This is a genomic window from Campylobacter sp. BCW_6465 (assembly GCF_001762815.1).
Taxonomy (GTDB): Bacteria; Campylobacterota; Campylobacteria; order Campylobacterales; family Campylobacteraceae; genus Campylobacter_D; species Campylobacter_D jejuni.
Window position 1 is genome coordinate 17,796 of sequence record NZ_MJXN01000016.1, and the last position, 24,966, is coordinate 42,761.

Below are 24,966 nucleotides of genomic sequence, written 5' to 3' on the forward strand. Positions count from 1 at the left end.
TTCTTATCCTAGTTTCAAATTTTTTCTAACCACATTTTCCAAGTATTCTGGAGAATAAGGTTTAGTGATATATTCAGTCATACCCACTTCAACACCTCTTAAGCGGTCAGTTTTACTTGTTCTTGAAGTAACTGCAATGAGTGGTAAGTTACGATATTTAGAATACTTTCTAATTTCACCAGCTAAGGTGTATCCATCCATTCTTGGCATTTCGATATCTATAAGCATTGCATCAATATCATGTTCGCCAGATTTTATAATATTCAATGCTTCAACACCATTTGTTGCTTCAACTAAACTAACTCCTAGTGGTTCTAAAGCTTTTTGCATTAAAGTTCTATCCATTTTAGAATCATCTACAATTAAGACTTTATAGTCACTTGGTTGTTCTTTGGGTTTTTTTGCACTTGATTCTAATTGCGCTTTAATATCAACTTTAATTTCTTTGGCCATATCCATCATAGCACCTACATCAATGATTAATGTCACTCTACCATCGCCACGGATTGTAGCTCCTGCTATACCTTGGATATTTTGTAAATAATCACCCATAGATTTAATAACTATCTCTTCTTGTCCTACAAGAGTATCTACTATAATACCAAGCTTGCTTTCTGCTACCCCTATAACAACGACATAAGTTTGATCGCCGCTTTCAAGGACTTGTTTAACTCCAAATACATCTGAAAGTCTCACAAGAGAAAGCACTTCATCTCTTAAGCGTAATACATTTTTACCTTCGATAGTATAGATATCATCAATTGGCACTCTAACTGTTTCAAGAACGCTTGCAAGTGGAATTGCATAGAATTCCTCTTGAGTTCCTACAAGTAAAGATTGAATGATTGCCAAGGTAAGAGGAATTTTAAGTTTAAACGAACTTCCTTTACCTAACTCACTATCAATTTCAATTACCCCATTTAGTTTTTCGATGTTGGTTTTAACAACATCCATTCCTACGCCACGACCTGAAACATTTGTTACTTTAGCCGCAGTTGAAAAACCAGGTTTGAAAATCAAAGCAAAAGCTTCTTTGTCTGTCATTTGATCTGCTTCTCTTTCGGTAATCAAATTTTTCTCTATAGCTTTTGCTTTTAAACCATTTGGATCAAGTCCTTTACCATCATCTGTAATTTCTACAACGATGTGATTGCCTTCATTATAAGCTTTAAGTTGAACTATACCTTTTTCAGGTTTTCCATTCGCTGCACGAGTTGCTGGATCCTCAACACCATGGTCACATGAATTTCTAATCATATGCATGATAGGATCGCCAATTTCCTCTACGATAGATTTATCAAGTTCAGTTTCTTCACCTGTAATTTCAAGTTCTATTTGCTTTCCTAATTCACGACTCAAATCACGAACAACTCTTGGAAATTTATTGAAAACTTTTGCTATAGGCTGCATTCTTGTTTTCATTACAGCAAGTTGAACATCGGTTGTAATGATACTTAGCTGACTTACGACTTGATTAAGCTCTTCAAGGAATTTTTCTCCTTCATAACGCTCTTCAACATCATCATAAATTTTAAGCAAACGGTTTTTGCCTAAAACAAGCTCCCCAATTAGATTCATTAAGTGATCTAATCTTTTTACTTCCACGCGTATGGTTTGATCCATACTGCTAGCATTGCTACCTGAAGCAGGAACCTTTTTCTCTCCACTTTCTGCAGGTTTATTTGCTGTATTGTTAGTCGGTTTAGGTGCTGCATTTGTTGTTTGTTTCTTTTGTGCACGACGAGCTTGATCTTCAGCTTTTCTAACTTTTAAAAGTCTTTCTATTTCAGCTTCAACTTCAGAATCACTTAATTGATTAACATCTACTTCAGGTTCAGGAGTAGTTGTTTCTTGTTTTGGTGCTTCTGGTTCTGCTTGTGGAGTAGATTTTTCATTTAAATCTGTTGCCTCAACAGGAGACTCTCCCTCTGAAATAGCTGTTAATCTTGCGCAAATTGGTTCTATGTCCATACCAATAGCAGTATCGTTGCCATTATCGCGAATAGAATTAAGTAGAGTTTTCATTCTATCAATAGACTCTAAAACTACATCCATGATATCTGGAGTTATTTTTAACTCGCCATGTCTTGCTTTGTTTAAAACATCTTCCATGTGGTGAGTTAACTTTGTTAAAACATCAAAATTTAAGAAACTTGATGATCCTTTAACCGTATGTGCAACACGGAAAATTCTATTTAATAATTCTAAGTCTTCTGGATTTGATTCAAGCTCTACTAAATCATGGTCGATTTGCTCAACAAGCTCAAAAGCTTCAACCAAAAAGTCTTCAAGTATTTCTTGCATATCTTCCATATTTTACCCCTGTTCTTGAGATTGATGTTTTTTAATAACCTTTGCAATTTCATTGAAGAAATCGCTAGCGTTAAATTTGACAAGATAGCCTTCTCCACCAGCTTCTTGAACACCTTTCTCATTCATAAATTCATTTGATAAAGACGAGTTAAAGACTATAGGAATATCTTTAAATCTTGGATCTTCTTTAATGCGTGCAGCAAAGTGGAAACCATCCATTTGTGGCATTTCGACATCGCTTACTATAATTTTTAAAGTATCATTTAAACTTTCACCATAAACTTGGCTTAATTCTTCTAATTTGTTTATGCCCTCTACGCCGTCTTTAGCTTCAACAACTTGAAAGCCCATCTGTTGCATCATTTCTTTGACGCGTTTTCTAGCAGTCATGCTGTCATCAAGTATAAGTGCTGTTCCAGTAAATTTTTCTATTTTTCCAAAATCTATATCTGTTTTTGGAGCGTAAATTCCTAAATCTTCAACAACACTTTCAAGATCTAAAATTAGCAACACTTCATCATTTTCAATGCGTGTTACACCTGTGATTTTACCTTTATCTAAAGCACCTGATCCTGTAGAAAAAGTTGCTGGTTCTATATCCTTCCAGTTTATTCTACGAATTCTTTTTGCTTCGTGAACTATAAAACCAATAAGAATATTGCTAAATTCAGTGATAATAACTCTAGGTTTTAGCATAGCGCTTTCTGGCTCAGTGATTTGCATCCATTTGGCAAGATTGACTACAGGTATAACCACTCCACGAAGATCAAAGATACCTTCGATGTAATCAGGTACACCTGGAAGTTCTGTAAGGCTTGGGATTTTTATAATTTCCCTTACCTTAGAAACATTTACACCATAAATTCCTTCATAGACTTTATCGTGTCCTTGCTTAAAGATACGGAAATCGACAAGCTCCATTTCATTTGAACCCGTTTTCACGATATTTTCATCAAACATTTTGACCCCTCAATTTCTGTTCTCGAAATTTGATTTCTTGTTGATATTCTACTACAAAAAAACTTCTCTCATATGCAAAACTAGCTAAGTTAAGATATTTAATGTTTTCTTTGTTGATTTGATGATTTTGATGATAGTGTCCTTCACATACCCAAAATCCTAAATTTTCATATCTTTCATATCTTTTTTTTGCTAAATTTTCAAAATCTTTTATTTGATAAAAAAGGTTTTTTTTGTTTTGATTTTGAAGAATTTTATTTGAAATAAAATTACAAGTAATAATATTTAAAAAATTCAAAAATATAAGCAAATAATGATTTCTTAATGTTTTAAGAGTAAATTGTAAAAGAGGTGGTAAAAAAATATCTCCGTGAGCTAATTTTATAAAAGCGTTATTTAAAACAAGATTATTACCTTTACTTGTATGCAAATTAAGCTTTATGGGTTGCTTTTGTAAGTTAAAAATTTTTACCCTTTTAAAAAAACAAGAAAGATTAAAATCATGATTGCCTTCTAAGTAGATAATTTCAATCTTTAAGGCCAATTCTTCTAAAAGTTCTATGTAAGGTTTAGCAAATTCATGCGTAGCAGAGATTTCACCTATAAGTAAATCAAAAATATCACCCATAAGTATGAGTTGAGGGGTGGAAATTTTACCTTTTTTTAAGATTTGTAAAAATTCCCAAAATCCCTTTCTCTGTTCATTTTCATGAGCATCCGCGATTAAAATCGCTCCATTTTGTAGTAAAATTTTTTATCCTTAAAATTTCAAAGGCTCATAATTTATAGAAAGGATTTCAAATTCACTCTCACCTTTTGGCAAACGCACTTTAAAATCATCTCCTTCTTTTTTCCCAAGCATAGCTTTTGCTATTGGAGATGCGATGGAAATATAACCCTTATCTAAATCTCCTTCGCAAATTCCTACTAGAGTATATTTGCTTTCTTTTTCTGTATCCAAATCCATGATCACAACACTTGAGCCAAATTTCACACTATCATGTTCATAGCTTGAAGGATCGATCACTTGAGCTCTTGCTAGCAAGTCACTAAGCTCTGCCATACGACTTTCTATCAAAGCTTGCTTTTCTCTTGCAGCATGGTATTCCGCATTTTCTTTCAAATCCCCGTGACTTCTTGCTGTATCGATTTCTATTACAACAGCAGGGCGTTGATTGTCTTTTAAATCTTTTAATTCTGCGGCTAACTTATCATAGCCAAATTGACTCATTGGTTCTTTTTGCATGATTTATCCTTTTATATTTCGTTTAGGATTTTTGCTAAATTTTTAGCACTTCCAAATTGTAAATATTCTTTTAAAAAATCAACTTTAGCAAAAAATGCCTTATAATCATATTTATTGTAAGCTTCATATAAATTTAAAACATTGACTTTATCTTGTAAAAATTCAGGATTTAAAGCTTCTTTTCCAGCAAAATCACAAAAAATATTTGCAAGTCCTATGTGTTTTAATTTTACAAAAAGTTTTGCGATAAAAATATCAATCGCTTTTGCTTTGTAAGTAAGGACAAAAGGAGTTCCCACTAAAGCCGCCTCTAAAGTAGCCGTTCCACTACAAATAAAAGCAAAATCAGCTTTTTTAAGCACTTTTGGAGTGTTACTTTCTATTTTAAATTCACTAATATCACCATAAATTTCTAATTTTTCAAGATTAAATGGGGGAACGCAAAGAATTTTTTCACCCTTAAATTTTTGCGAGAGTTCTTTAAAAATAGGCATTAAACGCCTAATTTCACTACGCCTTGAACCTGGTAAAAAGGCTATAGTTTTTTCATCATCTTTTTTTGAAAGTGCATGATTAATGTCTTCTTTATTTTTAAATTCTTTTATCTCATCTAAAAGCGGATGGCCTACATAAGTGCTTTTGTTAAAAAACTGATTATCAAAGGGTAAAATAGAAGCTAAAATATCAAAATGACTTTCTATGATAGGTATGCGACCTTTTTTCCACGCCCAAACTTGAGGCAAAATATAATAAATGCGTGGAATTTTACTACCTGCTTTTTTTAAAGCCTTTGCAAAAGGTATGTTAAAAGCGGGCGAATCTATACATAAAATCCCATCTATTTTTTGAGTAAAACTTAAATTTACAAGTTCTTTTATAGCTTTTTTTGCTTTAAAAATCAAAGGTAAAACTTCTATAAAACCCATAGCACTAAATTCATGTGAGCTATAAAGTGGCTTAGAATTTAGATCAAATTCTTTACATAAGCTCTCATCATAAATCCCATGAATTTCAAATTCGCCAAAATCTTTTTTATAAGCTTTTAAAACTTCTTTTAAATGCAAATTTGCTGAAGGTTCTAAGGCGCAAACTAAAAAGGTTTTCAAAAAAATTTCCTTATAAATATTTTAAATATTTTATCTTATTTTGGCTTAATTAAAAGAAGTTGTGGAAAAATACACGCTAAAAGTGTATATGAAGGTTTATTTTCTCCAGTAGTATTTTTTGAAAATTTTCTTAAGATTTATAAACATAATATATTTATTTTTTGCATCGATTTATTCAATATTTTAATTACTCACAAGCTTATTATTTTAGCTTGCTTGCAAGTAATTAATAAATAGGGGTTGCTTCTATAATGGCTGGGGTAAAAAACATTAATTCATTTAAATCTAAAAATAAAGCTGGATCTAAAGTACATGGTTGTATACCAAAACGTTTTTCTATTGGAACATTTGGATTATAAAATATTTTCATACATTCTCTTCCACCTTCAACTAAAGATCTTATTTGAACTGCTGAGCTAGTTGTTGGCATAATAGAAAATATAGTTTCTAACTTTCCATCTTTTAAATCTTGTTTGCATGATTTCCCTCCAAAAAAACCACTTTCTAGTATCGCCAAACAAATATCATCATCGTTTGGATTTACAAATTGCACATAACCAAAGTGTAACAATTCTCCTAATTCATCTTTTTGTTTTAATTCATCGCTAAGTATAATTTCTCTTAAGATCCAATTTTGGTCTTTTAAATCTTCCGAAGTCTCTCTAAAAGGGCTTAAACTAATTCCTGTCTGTAAGGATCTAATAGCAAACATTGGTGTAAAGTCAGATAAATCGCCAGGTTCTTCGATAGATTTAGATAAGCTTAATAAAACTAATATTAAAATAACAATTTTTTTCATAACAACACCTTATATTAAAAAAATTTTCTAAAATTCACAGGAAAATGATCTGAAGCTAAAAATGTTCTAAGTCCAGCAGCAGCTAGTATGGCTAGTATAGCTGGGGGAGTATATCTTCTGGTTGTATCAGAATTTCCTGTAATAGCGTAATCAAGAACACCACCACTTGCTTGAGTATAAGAAGCAGGAGAAACAAAATATATACGATCCCTTAATCCTCGATCTAATAAAGATGCTAATGAGCCTGGATTTCTATTAAAATCTCCCAAGATCATCCAATTAATTTGAGGCATGTTTCTAAAATGCATATCAACAGCAGTAACTATAGCACCTGCATCATTTCCTCCTCTTGCTAAAGCATGTGCGTTGAAAAATACATCATTGCCAATACGGATTCCTATGATAGGTCTTGAAGCAACGGTTGGAGGAGGTAATACAATTACTTCATCTGCCTGTCTTCTGCTTACTATTGCCATATTAACTCTATTTGCTCCTACATCAACTCTTGAATAATATATAAAAACTGAATTAGGACGAGATAAGGTTCCTAGATTCCATTCGTATTCATGGATAGGAATACCCACCCCAACAGGTTGAACTTGTCTTTGTGTCATTACTGCAGTGGATGGTAAAACACCTGCTTCTTGAATAGCTAAGACATCCATAGGATTGCTTCCCGTAACAAGTTGTCTAATACTAATATTCCATTTACTTTCTGTTGATGCTGAAGAACCTTGTAAATTCCATGTTCCAACATTATAATCTTCTAAAGAAGCAAAGCTTAAATTTATACTTAAAATGATTAATAATATTTTTTTCATAATTAACTCCAAAATTTATCTATAGGGACTATGAGTAGCATAAGTAGGCGGTGCTATATACCACTGTCTATCTAAATTTTTTTCTCCTGATTTTAAACAATCAGTAAGAAATATTTTATAATAACTAAAATCAAATTCTTTCATTACATCATTTATAGGTGTTTGAATGCATTTTTGAGTTGCGTAATTATAAATTTGGTAAGCACCATTACTCATAGGAAATAATATCCAAAATTGAGCAAAATTGCTTTGATCGCAAGGGTAATGGACAATCCCTTCGCCATAAGCATTGAGACATGTAAGCGTCTTAACGTTTTTAATCATAACTTTGTTTTGAGGAAATTCTATGATTTGCCAGACATTTGCATCGCCAAAAGGTATACTTGAATATAAAGTATAGCCCCATATCCAATTTCCCGGTCTTAAAGCCCATACAGTTAAAGCAGCTCCTGATGGACCCATTATGGTTACAAAATCACTAGGATATCCTCTATTTTCATATACAGATGCATCATTAAATTTTCCATTTGATTGTAATCTAGGCGAAGGTCCTTTAACAAAATCATTACCTTTAAAAGTATTTGTTTTTATTACAGGTGGTTCTAAAGGAACATCTTTTGGTATCAAATCTGAACCATCAACTAAAGCAGGAGTTTCTTGTTTGGCTGGTATTGTAGGTGTTTTTCCTATTTTAAGTGGATCGCTATCATGTAAATCACCATAAGATCGTCCCAGAGGATTAAGCTCTTTAGAAGAGCATCCGATAAAAAATATCAATAATAAGCTTAATACTATCATAGAATGAAATTTTTGCATTTTTTCTCCTTAAGTGAATTAAGATTTCGATAAGTATAATAATATAATTTTAAAAATATATAAAAAATTATAATTTAAGATTAAATAATTGTCTTCTATAAAAGAATAAAATTTTAATTTTTTGGAAAAATTCATAGTTATAAAAAAAATATATTAACATCAATAATGAAAATTAATTTTAATAATAAAAAAGTTTTTTTATTATTAAAATTTAAACTATGGAATTTTAAGTTTTTAAGAATAAAAATATAAATGAGTATGGAATTCAAAATATTTGAACACTAGAAGAGTTACGATTAAAATCGTGATTCTAAAGTGTAGATTGGACTAAATAATAAAAATTAAGTTAATTTTGAGTTAATTGTGAATTACTTTATTGAGTTGAGAATAAAAGAATTAATTATAAAGAACATTTCTATATAGCTTTATTTGTATTTATTCTTAAAGCTTTTTATGTTAAAATATCCAATAAGGAAAAGCAATGAAAGAAATTCTTATCACTAATGATGATGGCTATGAGAGCAAAGGACTTAAAAAACTCATTAAAATGTTAAAAAAAGAATTTAAAGCCAAGATCACCATAGTAGCTCCTGCTAGTGAAAAATCAGCTTGTTCACACTCCATAACCCTAACCAAACCTTTGCGTTTTGTTAAAGTAGGAAAAAGATTTTACAAGCTTGATGATGGTACTCCAGCAGATTGTATTTATCTTGCACTTCACGCACTTTATAAAACACGCTTGCCTGATCTTGTAATCAGTGGGATTAACAAAGGAGCAAACGTAGGTGAAGATATTACCTACTCAGGAACTTGTGCAGGAGCTATGGAGGCGGTTTTACAAGGAATTCCTGCTATCGCTCTTTCTCAATTTTATAAAAAAAGCGAAAAAGAACTAGACTATAAAAATGCTTTAAAAATTACCAAAAAAATCATTCAAAATATTTTTGATAAAGGTTTTCCTTTGGAAAAAAAAGAATTTTTAAATATCAATTTTCCTGCAAAATCAAAAATCAAAGGCATTAAAATTTGTAAAGCAGGCAAAAGGGTTTATAATTTTGAAGCCCACTCAAATGTCAATCCAAGAGGAGTTGAGTATTATTGGCTTGCAGCAGCGAATTTAGACTTTGAAGATGAGAAAAATAGCGATATTGTCTTACTTAAAAAAGGCTACGCTACAATAACCCCTATAATGCTGGATCTTACAGCTTATGAAAAAATGAAAAAAGTTAAAAAATGGTTAAAGGCAAATGATGAATGATAGATTTACACGTATAAAATGGCTAGTTGGAGAAGAAAAATTTCAAAAAATTTCACAAACAAAAGTTTTGGTTTGCGGACTTGGTGGAGTGGGTGGAATTTGCGTTGATGCACTTTATCGTAGTGGTTTTAAAAACCTTACTTTAATCGATGCGGATAAATTTGAAATCACCAATCAAAATCGCCAAATTCATAGCGAAAATATAGGCGAAGAAAAAGCTAAAGTATTTGAAAGAATTTATAAGGCTAAAGGTATAGTCAGCAAAATCGATGAAGATTTTTTAGAAAAATTTGATTTAAGCGAGTTTGATCTTATCATAGATGCCATTGATGATATCCCTGCAAAAGTAGCTTTGGCTCATCTTATAGATTTTAAAAAACAAATTTTTATCTCTTCAACAGGTGGAGCTAGAAAGCTTGATCCAACACGCATTAAAACTACAAGTATTTTTAATACTCACGGCGATGCTTTAGCGAAAAAATTTCGTTATGAACTTAGAAAATCAGGCTTTAAGGGAAATTTTGATGTGGTATTTTCTGATGAAGAAGCACATTGTAAAGATTTAGGTTCTTTTATGGGTGTAACAGCTTCTTTTGGTTTGGCTTTAGCAAGTTTAGCAATGAGAAAAGTCTTATCAAAATATAAAGAGCAATGAGAAATTTTATTGTATTTATATTGTTTTTGAATATAGCCATTGGAGAGGATAAAATACTTGGTAATTTTTTTAAAGATTGTAATACAAGTGGGACTTTTATAGTCTTTGATGGAAAAAATTATGCAAGTAATGATTTTCAAAGAGCTAAACAAACCTTTTCTCCTGCTTCAACTTTTAAAATTTTTAATGCTTTAATTGCACTTGATAATGGTGTAGTTAGAGATACAAAGGAAATTTTCTATCATTATAAGGGTGAAAAAGTATTTTTGCCCTCTTGGAAACAAGATGCTAGTTTAAGCTCAGCCATAAAACGCTCTCAAGTGCCTGCTTTTAAAGAATTGGCAAGAAAAATAGGACTTAAAACCATGCAAGAAGGCTTAAATAAACTTTCTTATGGAAATGCAAAAATTTCAAAAATCGATACCTTTTGGCTCGATAATTCTTTACAAATTTCTGCAAAAAATCAAGCTGATTTACTTTTTAAACTTTCGCAAAATTCTTTACCTTTTTCTAAAAAAATTCAAGAAGAAGTTAAAGAAATTATTCTTTTTAAGGAAGATAAAATCCAAAAAATTTATGCTAAAACAGGTTTTAATGATAATATCAATTTAGCTTGGATTGTTGGATTTATAAAGACTGAAAACAAAATTTTATCTTTTGCTTTAAATGTTGATATAAAGGACATTAAAAATATTAAAATAAGGGAAGAATTATTAAATAAGTATTTAGCTAATTTTTCCAACAATAATAGGATTAAAAGCTTTTACTGAAAGTATGAGAGTATCGCCTATTTTTATATCTTGATAAGCTTTTAAAAATTCCTCTTCACTAAGAGTGATTTTAATAATATCTTGATTTAAAAGCAAGGTTAAAACCACTAAAATATCACTTTTTTTAATTTCTAGCAAAGTTGCACTCAAACGCAATTTTGCACTAATACTTGAATGAGTAAAAAATTCATTTTTAGGAAAATCCTTAATGATTTTTCCATTTTTAAGTTCTAAAATTCTATGACTTAACTTATAAATTTCAGTTAGATCGTGACTGACTAATAAAGTGCTTATCTTAAAATATTCTAAAATTTTAGCCAATTCATCTTGTAAATTGGCACGCATTTTAAAATCCAAAGCACTCAAAGGCTCGTCTAAAAGCAAAATTTTTGGTTCCCTTGCTAAAGCTCTTGCTAAGGCCACTCTTTGCGCTTGTCCTCCGCTTAAATGTTTAGGATAAATTTTAGCCAAATTTTCAAGACCCATTAAGGCTAAAAGCTCACTAATCTTTGTCTTAGAACTAGTGGCATAGGCGATATTTTCTTTTACATTCATATTTGGAAAAAGCGCATAATCTTGAAAAACAAAACCGATTTTTCTTTTTTGCAAAGCTAAACTAAAATTTTTTGAAGAATCAAACCAAAGTTCATTATCTACTTCTATACGCCCCAATTTAGGCTCTATAAGTCCTGCTATGATTTTTAAAAGAGTGGTTTTTCCTGCTCCGCTTTCACCAAAAAGTGCGGTAATTTTTCCTGATTCTATATCTTTTTTAAAATTTAAATCCAGTCTTCCTTTGGCGGTATTCATAGGATGATTGATATCAATTTTTATCATTGAAAACTCATTTTTTTATTGACAAAATAAAGACTAAAAAGCACTAAAAAAGAAAAAATAAACAATATAAAAGCATATTGATGGGCTAAGCTATAGTTTAAGATTTCAAGTTCATCATAAATAGCTATACTAGCTACTAAAGTTTCACCTTGTTTATGTCCTCCTATCATCATCACGACTCCAAATTCACCCACAGTATGGGCAAAACTCATCGCACAAGCACTAAAAATTCCTGCTTTAGAATTAGGCAAAATCACTCTAAAAAGAGTGTAAATTTTACTTTTACCTAAACTATAAGAAGCATCGAGTAAATTTGGATTGATCGATGAAAAGGCACTTTGCAAAGGATTTACCATAAAAGGCAAAGAAAAAATCAAAGAAGCAAAAACAAGACCTTCAAAAGTAAAAACCAAAGAAAGATTAAAATATTCTTTTAAAACTTGCCCTAAAAAACTATTAGCCGAAAAAGTTACAAGCAAATAAAATCCCAAAACACTAGGAGGTAAAATCAAAGGCAAAGAAATAAAGCTTTGAAGGATTGTTTTAAAAGGAAAACGCACAAAACTTAACAAATAAGCTAAAAATACACCAATAAAAAAAAGAATAAAAGTCGTGATAAAAGCAAGTTTAAAAGTAAGATAAAGGGTTTGTAAAAAAGCTGGATCAAGCACTGTGACTCCTTAATACAATATCGTTTGCTTTTACAAAACAAAGCCATTCTTGATTTTCACAAAGTTCAAGTTCTAAGGCTTTTTCTTTGGTGATGATGCTAGAAAGCTCATTACCTTTAAAATCAAAAAATACCTGATACAAAAGTTCGCCTTTTTTAATTTTTGTAATTTTAGCTAAAAAAGAATTTTCAACACTTAAAAGAGTTTTACTTGTGCTAAAACAAAGCTCATGCTCTTTAAAAAGAAGTTCTACACTCGCACCAATTTTTAAATTTTCTAAAGATTTTAATTCAAGCATTAAAACACTAAAAATCACTTCTTTAGAAAGTATTTTAACAATAACTATATCCTCTTGATTTAAAAGCTCACAAATTTGTCCTTTTATAAGGTTCATGGTGTGCTAAATCCGTATTTTTTAAAAATTTCTTTTGCTTTTGAAGAGCCAATAAATTCGCTAAATTCAAAGGCTAATTTTTTATCCTTAGCGTATTTTGTGATAACATAACTTTGCTCTAAAGGGCTAAAATACTTTGGATTAATAATACTTGTTTTACCTTTAGGATGATTGATAGGAGAAACTAAAGAATAAGCCACTATAGCTATATCTGCATTTTTACTATCTACATGTAAAACAGGCACTGAGATATTTTCACCTAAAACGATTTTATCCTTAAAAAGCTCATTTAAATCCAAATTTTCAAGCACTTCTTTAGCCGCTACTCCATAAGGAGCTACTTTAGGATTGGCTATGCTTAGATGCGTGATTTTACCTGCCTTTTCTTTTAAATTTTCAACGCCTCCTTCGAGTAAATTTTCATCCAAACTATACAAAGCCAAAACTCCTAAAACATAAACTTTTGGCTTTATTAAGGCATTTTTATCATCATAAATAGCCTTAGCATATTTAGTATCCGCTGAAAAAAAAAGATCAAATTCTCTTCCTTGTTTTAAAAGTTCATAATATTTTCCAGAAGCACCAAAAACCAATTCTATTTTATCTTCTGGATGTGTTTTCAAAAACTCATCTTTAACTTCACTCATTGCCTTTGAAGCTGAAGAAGCTACAAAAATGCTTAAATTTTGTGCATTTAGATGTAAGGTAAAAAACAAAATCCCAAAAAATACTATAAACTTTTTCATTTAGTTTTCCTTGTGTAAAAATTTAATTTTTGGATTATAACACAAAAAATTCATTTTATATCATTTTTGCATAAAATAAATACAGGATGATAAGTGAGTTTGTTTTGAAATTTTTCTTCAAATTCTTTTAAAAAACCTTTATTTAAAGGATAAAATCCTAAAGAATTTACACCGCTAAATTTTAAATGTCTAAAAACATCTAAAGCATTATTAAAACTTAACTTTATGAGTTCTTGAGTGATTTCTACTTCATCAAAATAGATTTTAAAAATTTGCTCTAATTCATTTAAGCTAAAATAATTTAAACCAAAACCCGTGCTTTGTTTGATTTCTTTTAAATTTTGTTTTGCAAAAGTAGAAAGAAGTAAAATCCCATTTTGATTTAGCATATCCCTAAGACTTGGTAAAATGCGTTTTAAATCAAGCCATTGCAAAGTTGCATTTGAAACAATAAGATCAAATTTCTCTTTACTTAAATCTTGTTTTGCAATTTCGTTCATATCAAAAATTAAAATATTAGAATTTTCTTTAAAATCTAAAATATCGTTTTTTAAATATTCATCAAAAGTAATGAAATTTTGAAGTTTTTTGCTCAATTCACCTCTACCGCAACCAAATTCAAACACTTTTTCAAAATGTGAAATTTTTAAATCTTTTAAAATTTCACAAAGTTTTAAACCCATAAAATCTTGCACTTTTGCATGTTTTTCATAATCTTTTGCTTTTAAAAAATTCAAATTTCATCCCAAGTTTTAAAATCAAAAAAAGCAAAATGCGGTTCATCTAAAAAAATAAGTTTTGAAAAAGCATTTTTTAAAGTATTTGGTGGAAAAATTTTATCTTCTTTACTTGAATAAACCTTATCCCAAAGCAAATTTTCTTCTTGTTTTGTTAAAGCAAAGTCAAAAAGTTTTTCAAGTTCTATTTTTAAAGCTTTTTCATCTTTAAAAATAAAATCTTTGACTAAGCTTTTGCGTTCTTCAAATAAAACTTCTTTGAAATTTTCTAATTTAAAATTTTGCAGGGTTTTTTTAAAAATTGTAGGATGAATTCCTTTTGATTTATCTATACCTAAATTTGTGCCATTTATGGCTATTTTTTGTTTAAAATTAAGCTCTTTTAAAAGTCTATTTGCCACACAAACCCCCATAGAAAAAGCGATTAAAAAAAGCTCATCAAAAGCTTTGAAATTAAAATTTAAATCAAAATTTTCATAATCATAAAATAAAATCACATTTTTATCGCTTTTTAAATGCGAAAAATGACTAGGATGTGAAGCAAACCCTCCAAATACCACTATAAGTTTTTTTGAATCAGGATTTTTGCATAAAAATTCATATTTCATAAAAGCTCTATTATCCTTTCAAGTTCTTCTGTGTTAAGTCCTGCGTGCAAAGAAAAACGAATTCTAGCTGTATTTTTTGGCACAGTAGGTTCTTTAATCGCAGGAGCAAAAAATCCAGCTTTTTGAAGTTTTTGTGAAATTTCTAAGGCTTTTTTATTTTCACCTAAAAGTAAGCAAATAATATAAGCATCGCCTAAAACAGTGTGATTTTTTTCTTGCAATTTACTTTTAAAAAAAGTGCTTAAAAGCTCTAATTTTTCTCTTTCTTTCCTAAAATAAGGCATTTTTTTAAAAATAAATTGCGTCCAAGCTACATTAATAGGTGGTAAGGCTGTAGAATAAATAAAAGCTCTAGCTTTGTTGATGAAAAATTTTTTATATTTTTCATCACATATCATACAAGCACCCATGGAAGCAATGGCTTTACCAAAGGTAAAAACCAAAAAATCCACTTCATTTTCTAAGGCTAGTTTTTTAACAAGCCCCAAACCCTCCTCATCGAAACAACCCACGCTGTGTGCTTCATCTATATAAAGCTTAATTTTATCATAACGCTTTTTAAGCTCACACAAAGTTTTAAAATCGCTAAAATCTCCATCCATACTAAACAAAGCTTCGCTTAAAACGATGATATTTTCATAATTTTCATAATGTTTTTGGATTAAACTCTCTAAATGATTCATATCTTTATGATGAAAACGAAAAAAATCAGCCCCGCCAAGTCTTAAGCCATCAATCATACTTGCATGAATAAATTTATCGGCTAAAAAAAGCGTTTTAGAAACGCTAGAAAGTGCTGCTATACAAGAGATATTTAGATGATAACCACTATTAAAATGTAAAATTTCCTTATCTTTAAATTTAGTCTTTAAAAAACTTTCTAATTCTTCATAAATTTCAAAATTTCCACTCAAACTTCTTGAACTAGAACTTGAAAAAAACAAATCTTGCTCTTTTAAGGTATTTAAAAACTCAGCTTTTAACTCTTTAGAAGACGCCAAATAAAGATAATCATTTCCTGCTAAATTTAAAAGTTTTTGATTTTGCTTATGAACAAATTTATTTTCATGTTTTAAAGGCGTTAGAGTTCTTAGATTGTGATTTTGCTCTAGATCTTGCAAAATTTTTTCAAGCTTCATTTTTTTCCTGTAAATTTAAAAATTTAAAGTATTATTTTGCCAAAATATTTTTAAAAAAGAAGTTATAATGCAAAATCAAATCTTAAAAAATCTCGATTTAAAACACATTTGGCACCCTTGCACACAAATGAAAGATCACGAAACCCTACCTTTAATCCCTATAAAAACAGCAAAAGGCGTGTGGCTTTATGATTTTGATGATAAGGCTTATATGGATTGTGTGAGTTCTTGGTGGGTAAATCTTTTTGGTCATTGTAATGAAAAAATCGCAAATGCCATCAAAAAACAAGTTGATGAGCTTGAACATGTGATTTTAGCAGGTTTTACACATGAGCCTATCATCAAGCTTTCTACGAGACTTTGTGAAAAAGTGGGGCATGATTTTAATAAATGTTTTTATGCGGATAATGGATCAAGTGCCATTGAAGTAGCACTTAAAATGAGTTTTCATTATCATTTAAATAAAGGTTTGAAAAAAAATAAATTTTTATCCCTAAGCAATTCCTATCATGGTGAAACCTTAGGGGCTTTAAGCGTGGGCGATGTTGCGCTATATAAAGATACTTACAAAGCCTTGCTTTTAGAGTGTTTAAGCACTCCTGTGCCACAAGGTAAAGACTATACTAAAGAGCTTGAAATTTTAAAAGATATTTTAGAAAAACACTCGAGTGAAATTTGTGCTTTTATTCTTGAACCCTTGGTGCAATGTGCGGGAAATATGCACATGTATGAAGCTAGCTTTATCGATGAAGCGATCAAGCTTTGCCATGCTTTTAATGTGCAAGTGATTTTTGATGAAATTGCAGTGGGTTTTGGACGCACAGGAACTTTGTTTGCTTTACATCAATGCAAACAAAGCCCCGATTTTATCTGTCTTTCAAAGGGAATTACAGGAGGATTTATGCCTCTTTCTGTAGTGCTTACAAAGGATGAAATTTATAATGCCTTTTATGCACCCTATAGTGAGCAAAAAGCCTTTTTACATTCTCATAGTTATACAGGAAATACTCTAGCTTGTGTAGCAGCTAATACGGTTTTAGATATCTTTGAAAATGAAAATATTTTAGAAAAAAATCAAATTTTAAGTACCTTTATCCAGCAAGAATTTTCCAAACTTAAAAAATTTGATTTTTTAGGAAATTTTAGAACTTGTGGAATGATTAGTGCTTTTGATATTTTAAGCCATAAACACGAACGCGTTGGACTTTTTGTATTTCAAAAAGCCTTAGAAAAAGGCTTGCTTTTAAGACCTTTAGCAAATACGATTTATTTTATGCCTCCTTACATCATCACAAAAGAACAAATCGTTTATGTGGTGGAAAGTTTAGAGCAGATTTTTAAGGAATTTTAAGTTGTAAAATTTCTTGCATTTGTTCCTTAAAATCTTTATTTAAAATACTATTTTCATCAAAAAAATCAAGATTGATTATAGGAATTTTTGCATAATTTTTTATAAATTCATCTTGCAAGGTATCTTTTTTGCCCATCATTATAAGGGCTAAAAGATTGATATTTCTTTGCTTTAAAGCTTCAATGCTAAGCAAGATATGATTAATACTTCCAAGATAGTATTTTGCTACTAAAATCGTAGGGTGTTTAAAAATATTCATAAAATCAATCATAGTGTAATTTTCATCCATAGGAGAAAAAAGCCCACCCGCAAGCTCAATAAGTAGGTTCTCACTTTTTGGTAAAATGATATCTAAGGCTTTATAATCAAGCTTTTCTTTGATTTTTCCAAGATGAGGAGAAGCAGGAGTTTGTAAAAAAACACCCTCTTTAAAAATCTTTGTTTTTGGGCTAAATTTTGCAATAAACTCGCTATCTGTTGGAGTTCCTGCTTGAATGAGTTTAAAATAATCATAGTTAAAATTCGCACAAAAAGCTGCACTAAAATGTGTTTTTCCTACATCAGTATGTATTCCACTTACATAAATTTGCACAAAAAATCCTTAAGAAAGAAATTTTAAACCTACTGTACAAGCAATAATCACAGCGATTAAAAAAAGTTTTAAAAAACTTTTACTTTCTTTATAAAAAAGTACTCCTATCATTACCCCACCAGCAGTTCCAGCTCCTGTCCATATAGCATAAGCAACACTCATAGCGATATTTTGCATACTTAAGCTTAAAAAAGTAAAAGAAAATCCAAAACACACTATCAAAGCCAAAAGGTAAAGCTTGTTTTTAGTGCTTACAAGTTCTTTCATGATCAGCACACCAAAAATTTCACAAGCAGTAGCTAAAAACAAATAAAACCATTCCATAACTAAGCTTCCTTGCTTACCCGTTTAAGGGCTATAATGCTTAAAAGTAAAATCGCTATAAGCACAAGTTTAATTACAGAAACAGCCTCGTTAAAAATAAACATTTCATTTAAAACCACTCCTATAGTGCCAATGCCTACAAAAACACTATAAGTAATGCTTACTTCAAGTCTTTCACAAGCTTTTAAAAAACAAGTAAAAGAAATACAAACTCCAATGGCTGTTAAAATATAATGCCAAATTTCTGTAGAATATTTAAGTCCGCTTACCCAAAAGCATTCTATAATCCCACCTAAGATTATTAAAAACCAAGCTATATTGATATTGAATTTTTCATTCACATGAAGCCTTAAATTAACATAATATTTGTAAAACAAATTATATCTTAAAGAAATTAAAAGAAGCTATAAATTTACTTTTCCATAAGCCAAAATTAGATATAATCAAAGCTCATTTTTTAAGAAAGGACAAAAGATGTTAGAAGGTATCGTTAGAGAGAGTATCGGTAGAAAAGCTGCTAAAGCTTTAAAAAGAGATGGTTATCTAATCGCAAACATCTATGGAAAAGGATTAGAAAATATCAATGCCGCTTTTAAAGTAAATGAGTTTATTAAAGAAGTTCGTAAAAAAACTACTTTAATTTTTGATGTAAAAGTAGGTTCTCAAACTTTAAGTGTTGTAGTTGTGGATTATCAAAAAGATCCTGTAACTGCAGAACTTAAACATGTGGATTTAAAAGTTGCACAAAAAGGTGTGATTTCTAAATACATGGTTCCAGTTAAAATCACAGGAACAGCTATAGGTCTTAAAAATAAAGGTGTTTTAATCCAATCAAAAAGAAGATTAAAAGTAAAATGTGCAGCTGAAAATTTACCAAATTTTTTCGAACTTGATGTAAGTAAACTTGATGTGGGTGATGCTTTACTTGTTCGTGATATTGTAGTTCCTGCGGGAGTAACTATGATTGATGCTGATAGAGTAGCGGTTGTAGGTGTAGAAAAAGCTAGATGATTTTAGTCGTAGGGCTTGGCAATATAGGCGTAGAGTATGAAAATACCCGTCATAATGTCGGTTTTATGCTAATTGATTTGCTTTTAAAAGAAAGCAATTTTACAAATCTTACAAACTCTAAATTTAAAGGAGAACTTTTTAAAATAGGTTCTTCTTTACTTCTTCTTAAACCTAGCACTTATATGAATAATTCAGGACTTAGTGTAAAAGCAGTGAATGATTTTTATAAATGCGAAAGAATGATAGTTATCCATGATGATATAGATATAAATTTAGGAGCCTTGCGCTTTAAAAAAGGCGGTTCAAGTGGTGGACATAATGGGCTTAAAAGCATAGATACTTTATGTGGAAATGATTATGAAAGAGTGCGTATAGGAGTGGGAAAGGGTGAAAATGTGATTTCCCATGTTTTAGGTAAATTTAAACCCGAAGAAGAAATAACCTTAAGCAAAGTTTTAGAGCATACAAAAAAAGCTTTGCTTGAGCTTATTGAAAATGATGATTTGTCTGCTATATCATCCAAATACAGCCTAAAGGCTTAAGATGTGGATATTTTTTCGTTTTATTTCAGGGATTTATCTAAAAAATTTTTTTATCATATTTTTTTCTTTACTTGGTTTTTATTGCGGTATTGATTTGCTCTTAAATTTTAAAGATCTACCAAAAGCCGCAAATCTTGATTTGCTTTATGTTATGTTTTTATCTTTCTCGGCAGTGCCTTATGTATTACCCATTTCTTTGATTTTTGCCTTGGTAGTTTCTTTGATTTCTATGATCAGAGCAAATGAATTTGTAAGTCTTTATGCGTTAGGACTGAGCAGAAATTATGTTATTTTATTTCCTTTTTTATGGGCTTTATTTTTTTGTTGTGTTTATATAGGATTGAATTTTACTTCTTTTGCTTATGCAAATGATTATAAGAGAAATATTTTAAAAAATGGCACTATTATGAATCAAAGTGGAGAAGTGTTTTTGAAATTTAACAATAATTTTGTTTATATTTCAAAGATAAACAATGGACAAAATAGTGCTCAAAATATAAAAATTTTTAATATCAATGATTTAAATTTAAGTTCTTTTGTAAGTGCTAAAAATGCTCATTTTGAAGGTGAAAGTTGGATTTTGCGAGATGGTAATATTACATTATTACCTAAAAATTATGAACTTGCTAATGATGGTTTAAAAATACAAGATTTCTCCGAGCTTAAATCACTTGAGGGTTTTAAACCAAAGATTATAGAAGGGGTTGCTAGTAATAGTGATTATTCAATATCTGACGCACTTGAAAGTTTTGAGCTTTTTAAGGCGCAAAATGTCAATACAGATGCTCTTAAAATCAATCTTTATAAATTTGTTTTTACTCCTTTTTTTGCACCATTTTTAATGCTTATTATGTATTATTTTTTTCCTGTAATAGCAAGATTTTTTAATCTTGCTTTTGTAACTTTTATAGCTTTTGTAGTGACTTTGATGATTTGGGGAGTCTTGTTTTTGCTTACTAGATTAAGCGAAAATAGTGTGATTGCAAGTGAAATTGGCATTGTAGTGCCTATTATAATTTTGGGTTGTTTAAGTGCTTATATGTATTATAAGCATCGATAAATTAAGCTTTGTGTAGTAAAATTATAAAAATTAAAGGTTAAATATGGATTATAAACAATTAAAGCAAGAATTTAATACTCCTTTTTATATTTACAATTTTGATTTCATAAAAGAGCGTTTTTTAAATCTCAAAGAGGCTTTTAAGGCTAGAAAATCTCAAATTTTTTATGCTGTAAAAGCCAATTCAAATTTAAGTTTGTTGCAAATGCTTGCAAATTTAGATAGTGGATTTGATTGTGTGAGTATAGGCGAGGTAAAGCGTGCCTTAAAAGCAGGGGCAAAAGCTTATAAGATTATTTTTAGTGGAGTAGGAAAAACCAAAGAAGAGTTAAGACAAGCTTTAGAATATGATATTTTATATATTAACCTTGAAAGCGAAGCTGAAATGATGCTTTTAGAAAGTGTGGCTAAAGAACTTAATCTAAAGGCAAGAATTAGTATTCGTGTTAATCCAAATGTTGATGCAAAAACCCATCCTTATATTTCTACAGGATTAAATGAAAATAAATTTGGTGTTGAAATTGATACAGCAAGAAAAATGTATCTTTATGCAAAAAATTCATCTTTTTTAGAGCCTGTTGGAGTGCATTTTCATATAGGTTCGCAACTTTTAGATATTTCTCCCATTCATGAAGCAGCAGGCATCGTTGCAAAACTTGTAAGAGAGTTAAAAGCCTTGCAAATCGATCTTAAATTTTTTGATATAGGCGGTGGTTTGGGTGTGGCTTATGAAAAAGATGAGTGTGAAGTTGATCTTTATAATTATACACAAGGTATATTAGCACAACTTCATGGGCTTGATTTAACTATAGGAATGGAGCCTGGAAGGTATTTAGTTGCTAAAAGTGGAGAATTTGTTTGTTCGGTGCTTTATGAAAAACAAAATAAAACCAAGCGTTTTGTTGTAGTAGATGGAGCGATGAATGATCTTATACGCCCAAGTTTATACGAGGCTTATCATGAAATAATCTTACCTTATAATCAAGCTCAAGAGAGTTTATGTGATGTTGTGGGCGGAATTTGTGAGAGTGGAGACTTTTTTGCTAAAGCAAGGTCTTTACCTAGCACTCAAAGTGGTGATATAATGGTTATTAAAAATACTGGAGCTTATGGTTTTAGCATGAGTAGTAACTACAATACTCGTAATAAAGTTTGCGAATTAGCCCTTGAAGAAGGACAGGTAAGATTGATCCGTCAAAGAGAAAATTTTGAAAATCAAATCGTTTTAGAAGAGAAATTTTTAAAGGCTTAAAATGTTTTTTTTAGATGTTCAAGGGACTTTAATTTCTGATCATGATAAGAGTTTAATCCATGGTGCTAAAGAATTGATCGATTTTTTAAATGCAAAAAATCTTCCTTATGTTATTATTACTAACAATACAAAAAAACTTGATTTTTTAGAAAAATTACAGCAAAAAGGATTGGCTATAAAAGAAAATGCTTATATTGATCCTTTTAGCGTTTTAAAACACCTTTTAAAACCTTGTAAAGTTGTGGCTTTTGGTGCAGATGAGTTTGTAAAAAGTCTTGAAAATCTTGGTTTTGAACTTGATTTTGTAAATCCTAGTGCTGTGCTTGTAGCTAGTTATGATGATTTTAAATTTAAAGATTTTGCTAGTATGATAGAATTTGCTAGAAGAGAAGTTAGGTTTATAGCTATGCACGAAACTAGCATTTATAAAAAAGATGGCAGGCCTTATCCTGGTGTAGGTAGCATTATGGCTATGCTTAAAAATGCTATTGATTTTAAATACGAGGTTGTGGGTAAGCCTAGCATTGCTTTTTATAAAGAAGCTTTAAATTTGATAAGAAGACAAAATTCAAAAATCGATTTTGAAGATATTAAAATCATTAGTGATGATTTTAGAGGAGATTTGCTTAAGGCAAAAGAACTCGGCATGAAAACCTTGTTAGTTTTAAGCGGCAAAATAAGCGACACAAAAGGGCTTGATACGGATTTGCTTGATGGAGTTTATCCTAGTGTTTTTGAGTTTTTAAAGGAGCTAAAATGCTAAATTTAGAAGAATTTAGAAATAAAATCGATGCGGTTGATGATAAAATTTTAGAACTTTTAAACGAAAGAATGACTTATGTTAAAAGCATAGGCGAGCTTAAACAAAGTAGCGGGGGAAGTATTTATCGTCCTGAGCGCGAAAGAGCCATTATCAATCGTTTAAAAAATGCAAATTTAGGACTTTTAGATCAAAATGCCATAGAGGCAATTTATCAAGAAATTTTTGCAGTTTCAAGAAATTTAGAAATGCCTCAAACTATAGCTTATTTAGGGCCTGAAGGAACTTATACTCATCAAGCAGCAAGAAGTCGTTTTGGAGCGATGAGTCGTTATATAGCCTTGGCTAATATCGAAGATGTTTTTAAAGAGTTAAGCAACAAAGAAGCAAAATACGGTGTTGTGCCTATAGAAAATAATACCGAAGGTGCAGTAGGTATTACTTTAGATTGTCTAGGTAGGTATAATGAGCTTAAAATTTTTGGTGAAATTTATATGGATATTCATCATTCTTTTGTGGGAATTAATGAAAATTTAAAAGAAATCAAACGTATTTATTCGCATCCACAAGGTTATAATCAATGTCGTAAATTTTTAGAAAGTCATGAACTTAGTGCTATAGAATTTGTTCCTTCAAAATCTACAGCTAATGCGGCTTATCTAGCTTCGCAAGATAAATATGCAGCAGCAATTTGCTCTAAAATAGCGGCTAAGCTTTATAATGTGCCTGTGCTTTTTGATAAAATAGAAGATAATGCAGCCAATAAAACAAGATTTTTAATTTTAAGCGATATTAAAAATCCTAAAATGCCAAATTGTAAAACTTCTATTTTAGCACACACAGCACATAAACCTGGGGGGCTTAGCTTTTTATTAGAGCAGTTTAAAAAAGAAAATATCAATCTTACCAAGCTTGAATCTCGTCCTGTAAAATCAAAAGAATTTTTACACAGTTTTTATATAGATTTTGAAGGGCATATTGATGATGAAAATGTAAAAAAAGCTTTAAAAGATATACAAGAGATTGTTTGGCTTGGATCTTATTTATCAGGAGAGAAAGATGAAATTTAATGAATTTTTAAATCATTTAAGCAATTATGAACCCGGCAAAGATATAGAAGTTATTGCTAAAGAATATGGCGTTAAAGAAGTGATAAAATTAGCAAGTAATGAAAATCCTTTTGGCACGCCACCAAAAGCTATAGAATGTTTAAGACAAAATGCAAACAAAGCCCATCTTTACCCTGATGATAGTATGATAGAACTTAAAAGCACATTGGCTCAAAAATACAAAGTTCAAAATGAAAATATTATTATCGGTGCAGGCAGTGATCAAGTGATTGAATTTGCTATACATGCTAAGTTAAATTCTAAAAATGCTTTTTTGCAAGCTGGAGTTACCTTTGCTATGTATGAAATTTACGCCAAACAATGCGGTGCAAAGTGCTATAAAACTCAAAGCATTACTCATAATTTAGATGAGTTTAAAAAGCTTTATGAAACGCACAAAGATGAAATTAAACTCATTTTCTTATGCTTGCCAAACAATCCTTTAGGCGAGTGTTTGGATGCAAGTGAAGTGACCAAATTTATTAAAGGTGTGGAGGAGGATTGTTTAGTTGTGATTGATGCAGCTTATAATGAATTTGCAAGTTTTAAAGATAGCAAAAAACATTTAGAACCTTGTGAATTGATTAAAGAATTTGACAATGTACTTTATTTGGGAACTTTTTCTAAGCTTTATGGATTAGGAGGCTTACGCATTGGTTATGGCATAGCTGATGCTAGTATTATTAGTGCATTTTACAAGCTTCGTGCGCCTTTTAATGTGAGCAATCTTGCTTTAAAAGCAGCAGTTGCAGCAATAAATGATGATGAATTTACTGAAAAAACTTTAGAGAATAATTTTTCTCAAATGGAGCTTTATAAAGAATTTGCTAAAAAACATAATATCAAAATCATTGATAGTTATACAAATTTCATCACTTATTTTTTTGATGAAAAAAATAGTACAGATTTGTCTGAAAAATTGCTTAAAAAGGGTATAATAATAAGAAATTTAAAAAGCTATGGTTTAAATGCTATACGCATTACTATAGGAACATCTTATGAAAATGAAAGATTTTTTACAGAATTTGATAAGATTTTAAGATAGATATAAATCAAATAAAAATATGTAAAATTCGCCAAACTAAGGGA

The 24,966-nt window shown here is 30.2% G+C and carries 29 protein-coding genes; 11 read left to right on the forward strand and 18 right to left on the reverse strand.

Features of this window, described 5'->3' with window-relative positions:
- Nucleotides 1-3: 3 nt before the first annotated feature.
- The 8 genes from AJ886_RS00825 to AJ886_RS00860 all read right to left on the reverse strand — a co-directional run bounded on the left by AJ886_RS00825 (nucleotide 4) and on the right by AJ886_RS00860 (nucleotide 8,061).
- On the reverse strand, nucleotides 4-2,313 hold the full coding sequence (locus AJ886_RS00825) for a chemotaxis protein CheW (protein ID WP_070233687.1): 2,310 nt from the start codon (nucleotides 2,311-2,313) through the stop codon (nucleotides 4-6).
- A gap of 3 nt (nucleotides 2,314-2,316) precedes the next feature.
- Nucleotides 2,317-3,273: a chemotaxis protein gene (locus AJ886_RS00830; RefSeq protein WP_002934096.1), complete on the reverse strand. Its 957-nt coding sequence runs from the start codon at nucleotides 3,271-3,273 to the stop codon at nucleotides 2,317-2,319.
- Nucleotides 3,266-4,024, reverse strand: coding sequence for a UDP-2,3-diacylglucosamine diphosphatase (locus AJ886_RS00835; RefSeq protein WP_350223087.1), 759 nt, complete (start codon nucleotides 4,022-4,024; stop codon nucleotides 3,266-3,268). Before AJ886_RS00835 ends, AJ886_RS00830 begins: the two co-directional genes overlap by 8 nt.
- A 9-nt stretch (nucleotides 4,025-4,033) precedes the next feature.
- Nucleotides 4,034-4,519 carry a transcription elongation factor GreA gene (gene greA / locus AJ886_RS00840; protein ID WP_070233686.1) on the reverse strand — a complete coding sequence of 162 codons (486 nt, stop codon included), beginning with the start codon at nucleotides 4,517-4,519 and terminating at the stop codon, nucleotides 4,034-4,036.
- 11 nt (nucleotides 4,520-4,530) lie between these two features.
- Entirely contained in the window at nucleotides 4,531-5,625 is a 1,095-nt protein-coding gene (gene lpxB / locus AJ886_RS00845; protein ID WP_070287015.1) for a lipid-A-disaccharide synthase, read from the reverse strand.
- 226 nt (nucleotides 5,626-5,851) lie between these two features.
- Entirely contained in the window at nucleotides 5,852-6,424 is a 573-nt protein-coding gene (locus tag AJ886_RS00850; RefSeq protein ID WP_044779556.1) for a cytochrome c oxidase subunit IV, read from the reverse strand.
- Nucleotides 6,425-6,438: 14 nt separating this feature from the next.
- Entirely contained in the window at nucleotides 6,439-7,245 is an 807-nt protein-coding gene (locus tag AJ886_RS00855; RefSeq protein ID WP_070239959.1) for a cytolethal distending toxin subunit B family protein, read from the reverse strand.
- Nucleotides 7,246-7,260: 15 nt separating this feature from the next.
- Nucleotides 7,261-8,061 carry an RICIN domain-containing protein gene (locus tag AJ886_RS00860; protein ID WP_070233683.1) on the reverse strand — a complete coding sequence of 267 codons (801 nt, stop codon included), beginning with the start codon at nucleotides 8,059-8,061 and terminating at the stop codon, nucleotides 7,261-7,263.
- Between the two features lie 481 nt (nucleotides 8,062-8,542).
- Here AJ886_RS00860 and surE point away from each other — a divergent pair, with 481 nt between their 5' ends.
- The 3 genes from surE to blaOXA are packed head-to-tail and all read left to right on the forward strand — an operon-like array spanning nucleotide 8,543 to nucleotide 10,744.
- Nucleotides 8,543-9,319, forward strand: a complete 777-nt coding sequence (gene surE, locus AJ886_RS00865) for a 5'/3'-nucleotidase SurE (RefSeq protein ID WP_070239961.1) — start codon at nucleotides 8,543-8,545, stop codon at nucleotides 9,317-9,319.
- Nucleotides 9,309-9,974: a ThiF family adenylyltransferase gene (locus AJ886_RS00870; RefSeq protein WP_074470129.1), complete on the forward strand. Its 666-nt coding sequence runs from the start codon at nucleotides 9,309-9,311 to the stop codon at nucleotides 9,972-9,974. Before surE ends, AJ886_RS00870 begins: the two co-directional genes overlap by 11 nt.
- On the forward strand, nucleotides 9,971-10,744 hold the full coding sequence (blaOXA, locus tag AJ886_RS00875; RefSeq protein ID WP_070287016.1) for an OXA-184 family class D beta-lactamase: 774 nt from the start codon (nucleotides 9,971-9,973) through the stop codon (nucleotides 10,742-10,744). Before AJ886_RS00870 ends, blaOXA begins: the two co-directional genes overlap by 4 nt.
- Here blaOXA and AJ886_RS00880 read toward each other — a convergent pair.
- From AJ886_RS00880 to AJ886_RS00910, 7 genes are read right to left on the reverse strand one after another with little or no spacing between them, the layout of a single operon-like run.
- Nucleotides 10,700-11,581, reverse strand: a complete 882-nt coding sequence (locus AJ886_RS00880) for a sulfate/molybdate ABC transporter ATP-binding protein (protein ID WP_070282942.1) — start codon at nucleotides 11,579-11,581, stop codon at nucleotides 10,700-10,702. The genes blaOXA and AJ886_RS00880 overlap by 45 nt on opposite strands.
- Nucleotides 11,578-12,252, reverse strand: coding sequence for a molybdate ABC transporter permease subunit (gene modB, locus AJ886_RS00885; protein WP_044793916.1), 675 nt, complete (start codon nucleotides 12,250-12,252; stop codon nucleotides 11,578-11,580). Before modB ends, AJ886_RS00880 begins: the two co-directional genes overlap by 4 nt.
- Entirely contained in the window at nucleotides 12,245-12,646 is a 402-nt protein-coding gene (locus tag AJ886_RS00890) for a molybdopterin-binding protein (RefSeq protein WP_002861084.1), read from the reverse strand. The genes modB and AJ886_RS00890 overlap by 8 nt, the downstream gene beginning before the upstream one ends.
- Complete coding sequence (gene modA / locus AJ886_RS00895) at nucleotides 12,643-13,392, reverse strand: molybdate ABC transporter substrate-binding protein (RefSeq protein WP_070287017.1); 750 nt, start codon at nucleotides 13,390-13,392, stop codon at nucleotides 12,643-12,645. Before modA ends, AJ886_RS00890 begins: the two co-directional genes overlap by 4 nt.
- Nucleotides 13,393-13,442: 50 nt before the next feature.
- Nucleotides 13,443-14,129, reverse strand: a complete 687-nt coding sequence (gene bioC, locus AJ886_RS00900) for a malonyl-ACP O-methyltransferase BioC (RefSeq protein ID WP_070287018.1) — start codon at nucleotides 14,127-14,129, stop codon at nucleotides 13,443-13,445.
- A complete protein-coding gene (locus AJ886_RS00905) occupies nucleotides 14,126-14,737 on the reverse strand; it encodes a pimeloyl-ACP methyl esterase BioG family protein (protein ID WP_070287019.1) in 612 nt (203 codons plus the stop codon). Before AJ886_RS00905 ends, bioC begins: the two co-directional genes overlap by 4 nt.
- The gene (locus AJ886_RS00910) at nucleotides 14,734-15,876 is read right to left on the reverse strand and encodes an aminotransferase class I/II-fold pyridoxal phosphate-dependent enzyme (RefSeq protein WP_070283898.1); all 1,143 of its coding nucleotides are present in this window, start codon (nucleotides 15,874-15,876) and stop codon (nucleotides 14,734-14,736) included. Before AJ886_RS00910 ends, AJ886_RS00905 begins: the two co-directional genes overlap by 4 nt.
- Nucleotides 15,877-15,943: 67 nt before the next feature.
- Between AJ886_RS00910 and AJ886_RS00915 the strand changes: the two genes are divergently transcribed.
- Nucleotides 15,944-17,227 (forward strand): adenosylmethionine--8-amino-7-oxononanoate transaminase, encoded by a 1,284-nt coding sequence (locus tag AJ886_RS00915; RefSeq protein ID WP_070283896.1) that lies wholly within the window; start codon nucleotides 15,944-15,946, stop codon nucleotides 17,225-17,227.
- Here the strand turns inward: AJ886_RS00915 and AJ886_RS00920 are convergent.
- The 3 genes from AJ886_RS00920 to AJ886_RS00930 are packed head-to-tail and all read right to left on the reverse strand — an operon-like array spanning nucleotide 17,214 to nucleotide 18,484.
- Entirely contained in the window at nucleotides 17,214-17,819 is a 606-nt protein-coding gene (locus AJ886_RS00920; protein ID WP_070287020.1) for a dethiobiotin synthase, read from the reverse strand. The genes AJ886_RS00915 and AJ886_RS00920 overlap by 14 nt on opposite strands.
- A gap of 9 nt (nucleotides 17,820-17,828) precedes the next feature.
- The gene (locus AJ886_RS00925) at nucleotides 17,829-18,143 is read right to left on the reverse strand and encodes a DMT family transporter (RefSeq protein WP_052949496.1); all 315 of its coding nucleotides are present in this window, start codon (nucleotides 18,141-18,143) and stop codon (nucleotides 17,829-17,831) included.
- 2 nt (nucleotides 18,144-18,145) lie between these two features.
- The gene (locus tag AJ886_RS00930; protein ID WP_002880510.1) at nucleotides 18,146-18,484 is read right to left on the reverse strand and encodes a DMT family transporter; all 339 of its coding nucleotides are present in this window, start codon (nucleotides 18,482-18,484) and stop codon (nucleotides 18,146-18,148) included.
- A 133-nt stretch (nucleotides 18,485-18,617) separates the two neighbouring features.
- On the opposite strand from AJ886_RS00930, the gene AJ886_RS00935 reads away from it, so the two are divergent.
- From AJ886_RS00935 to hisC, 7 genes are read left to right on the forward strand one after another with little or no spacing between them, the layout of a single operon-like run.
- The gene (locus AJ886_RS00935) at nucleotides 18,618-19,154 is read left to right on the forward strand and encodes a 50S ribosomal protein L25/general stress protein Ctc (RefSeq protein WP_002791314.1); all 537 of its coding nucleotides are present in this window, start codon (nucleotides 18,618-18,620) and stop codon (nucleotides 19,152-19,154) included.
- Entirely contained in the window at nucleotides 19,151-19,696 is a 546-nt protein-coding gene (gene pth, locus AJ886_RS00940) for an aminoacyl-tRNA hydrolase (protein WP_002854409.1), read from the forward strand. Before AJ886_RS00935 ends, pth begins: the two co-directional genes overlap by 4 nt.
- 1 nt (nucleotide 19,697) lies before the next feature.
- Entirely contained in the window at nucleotides 19,698-20,756 is a 1,059-nt protein-coding gene (locus tag AJ886_RS00945) for an LptF/LptG family permease (RefSeq protein ID WP_070287021.1), read from the forward strand.
- A 43-nt stretch (nucleotides 20,757-20,799) separates the two neighbouring features.
- Entirely contained in the window at nucleotides 20,800-22,008 is a 1,209-nt protein-coding gene (gene lysA, locus AJ886_RS00950; RefSeq protein ID WP_070287022.1) for a diaminopimelate decarboxylase, read from the forward strand.
- Between the two features lies 1 nt (nucleotide 22,009).
- A complete protein-coding gene (locus AJ886_RS00955; protein WP_070239980.1) occupies nucleotides 22,010-22,771 on the forward strand; it encodes an HAD-IIA family hydrolase in 762 nt (253 codons plus the stop codon).
- Nucleotides 22,765-23,838 carry a prephenate dehydratase gene (gene pheA / locus AJ886_RS00960; RefSeq protein ID WP_070239982.1) on the forward strand — a complete coding sequence of 358 codons (1,074 nt, stop codon included), beginning with the start codon at nucleotides 22,765-22,767 and terminating at the stop codon, nucleotides 23,836-23,838. Before AJ886_RS00955 ends, pheA begins: the two co-directional genes overlap by 7 nt.
- Nucleotides 23,828-24,922: a histidinol-phosphate transaminase gene (hisC, locus tag AJ886_RS00965; protein WP_070287023.1), complete on the forward strand. Its 1,095-nt coding sequence runs from the start codon at nucleotides 23,828-23,830 to the stop codon at nucleotides 24,920-24,922. The genes pheA and hisC overlap by 11 nt, the downstream gene beginning before the upstream one ends.
- The last annotated feature ends 44 nt before the right edge of the window (nucleotides 24,923-24,966 follow it).

Excerpts from the sequence above, each read along its gene's own strand:
- AJ886_RS00825 (WP_070233687.1), bottom strand. The coding sequence starts at position 2,313 with ATGGAAGATATGCAAGAAATACTTGAAGACTTTTTGGTTGAAGCTTTT.
- AJ886_RS00830 (WP_002934096.1), bottom strand. The coding sequence starts at position 3,273 with ATGTTTGATGAAAATATCGTGAAAACGGGTTCAAATGAAATGGAGCTT.
- greA (WP_070233686.1), bottom strand. The coding sequence starts at position 4,519 with ATGCAAAAAGAACCAATGAGTCAATTTGGCTATGATAAGTTAGCCGCA.
- AJ886_RS00850 (WP_044779556.1), bottom strand. The coding sequence starts at position 6,424 with ATGAAAAAAATTGTTATTTTAATATTAGTTTTATTAAGCTTATCTAAA.
- AJ886_RS00855 (WP_070239959.1), bottom strand. The coding sequence starts at position 7,245 with ATGAAAAAAATATTATTAATCATTTTAAGTATAAATTTAAGCTTTGCT.
- AJ886_RS00860 (WP_070233683.1), bottom strand. The coding sequence starts at position 8,061 with ATGCAAAAATTTCATTCTATGATAGTATTAAGCTTATTATTGATATTT.
- surE (WP_070239961.1), top strand. The coding sequence starts at position 8,543 with ATGAAAGAAATTCTTATCACTAATGATGATGGCTATGAGAGCAAAGGA.
- AJ886_RS00870 (WP_074470129.1), top strand. The coding sequence starts at position 9,309 with ATGATGAATGATAGATTTACACGTATAAAATGGCTAGTTGGAGAAGAA.
- blaOXA (WP_070287016.1), top strand. The coding sequence starts at position 9,971 with ATGAGAAATTTTATTGTATTTATATTGTTTTTGAATATAGCCATTGGA.
- AJ886_RS00880 (WP_070282942.1), bottom strand. The coding sequence starts at position 11,581 with ATGATAAAAATTGATATCAATCATCCTATGAATACCGCCAAAGGAAGA.
- AJ886_RS00890 (WP_002861084.1), bottom strand. The coding sequence starts at position 12,646 with ATGAACCTTATAAAAGGACAAATTTGTGAGCTTTTAAATCAAGAGGAT.
- modA (WP_070287017.1), bottom strand. The coding sequence starts at position 13,392 with ATGAAAAAGTTTATAGTATTTTTTGGGATTTTGTTTTTTACCTTACAT.
- AJ886_RS00905 (WP_070287019.1), bottom strand. The coding sequence starts at position 14,737 with ATGAAATATGAATTTTTATGCAAAAATCCTGATTCAAAAAAACTTATA.
- AJ886_RS00910 (WP_070283898.1), bottom strand. The coding sequence starts at position 15,876 with ATGAAGCTTGAAAAAATTTTGCAAGATCTAGAGCAAAATCACAATCTA.
- AJ886_RS00915 (WP_070283896.1), top strand. The coding sequence starts at position 15,944 with ATGCAAAATCAAATCTTAAAAAATCTCGATTTAAAACACATTTGGCAC.
- AJ886_RS00925 (WP_052949496.1), bottom strand. The coding sequence starts at position 18,143 with ATGGAATGGTTTTATTTGTTTTTAGCTACTGCTTGTGAAATTTTTGGT.
- AJ886_RS00935 (WP_002791314.1), top strand. The coding sequence starts at position 18,618 with ATGTTAGAAGGTATCGTTAGAGAGAGTATCGGTAGAAAAGCTGCTAAA.
- pth (WP_002854409.1), top strand. The coding sequence starts at position 19,151 with ATGATTTTAGTCGTAGGGCTTGGCAATATAGGCGTAGAGTATGAAAAT.
- AJ886_RS00945 (WP_070287021.1), top strand. The coding sequence starts at position 19,698 with ATGTGGATATTTTTTCGTTTTATTTCAGGGATTTATCTAAAAAATTTT.
- lysA (WP_070287022.1), top strand. The coding sequence starts at position 20,800 with ATGGATTATAAACAATTAAAGCAAGAATTTAATACTCCTTTTTATATT.
- AJ886_RS00955 (WP_070239980.1), top strand. The coding sequence starts at position 22,010 with ATGTTTTTTTTAGATGTTCAAGGGACTTTAATTTCTGATCATGATAAG.
- pheA (WP_070239982.1), top strand. The coding sequence starts at position 22,765 with ATGCTAAATTTAGAAGAATTTAGAAATAAAATCGATGCGGTTGATGAT.
- hisC (WP_070287023.1), top strand. The coding sequence starts at position 23,828 with ATGAAATTTAATGAATTTTTAAATCATTTAAGCAATTATGAACCCGGC.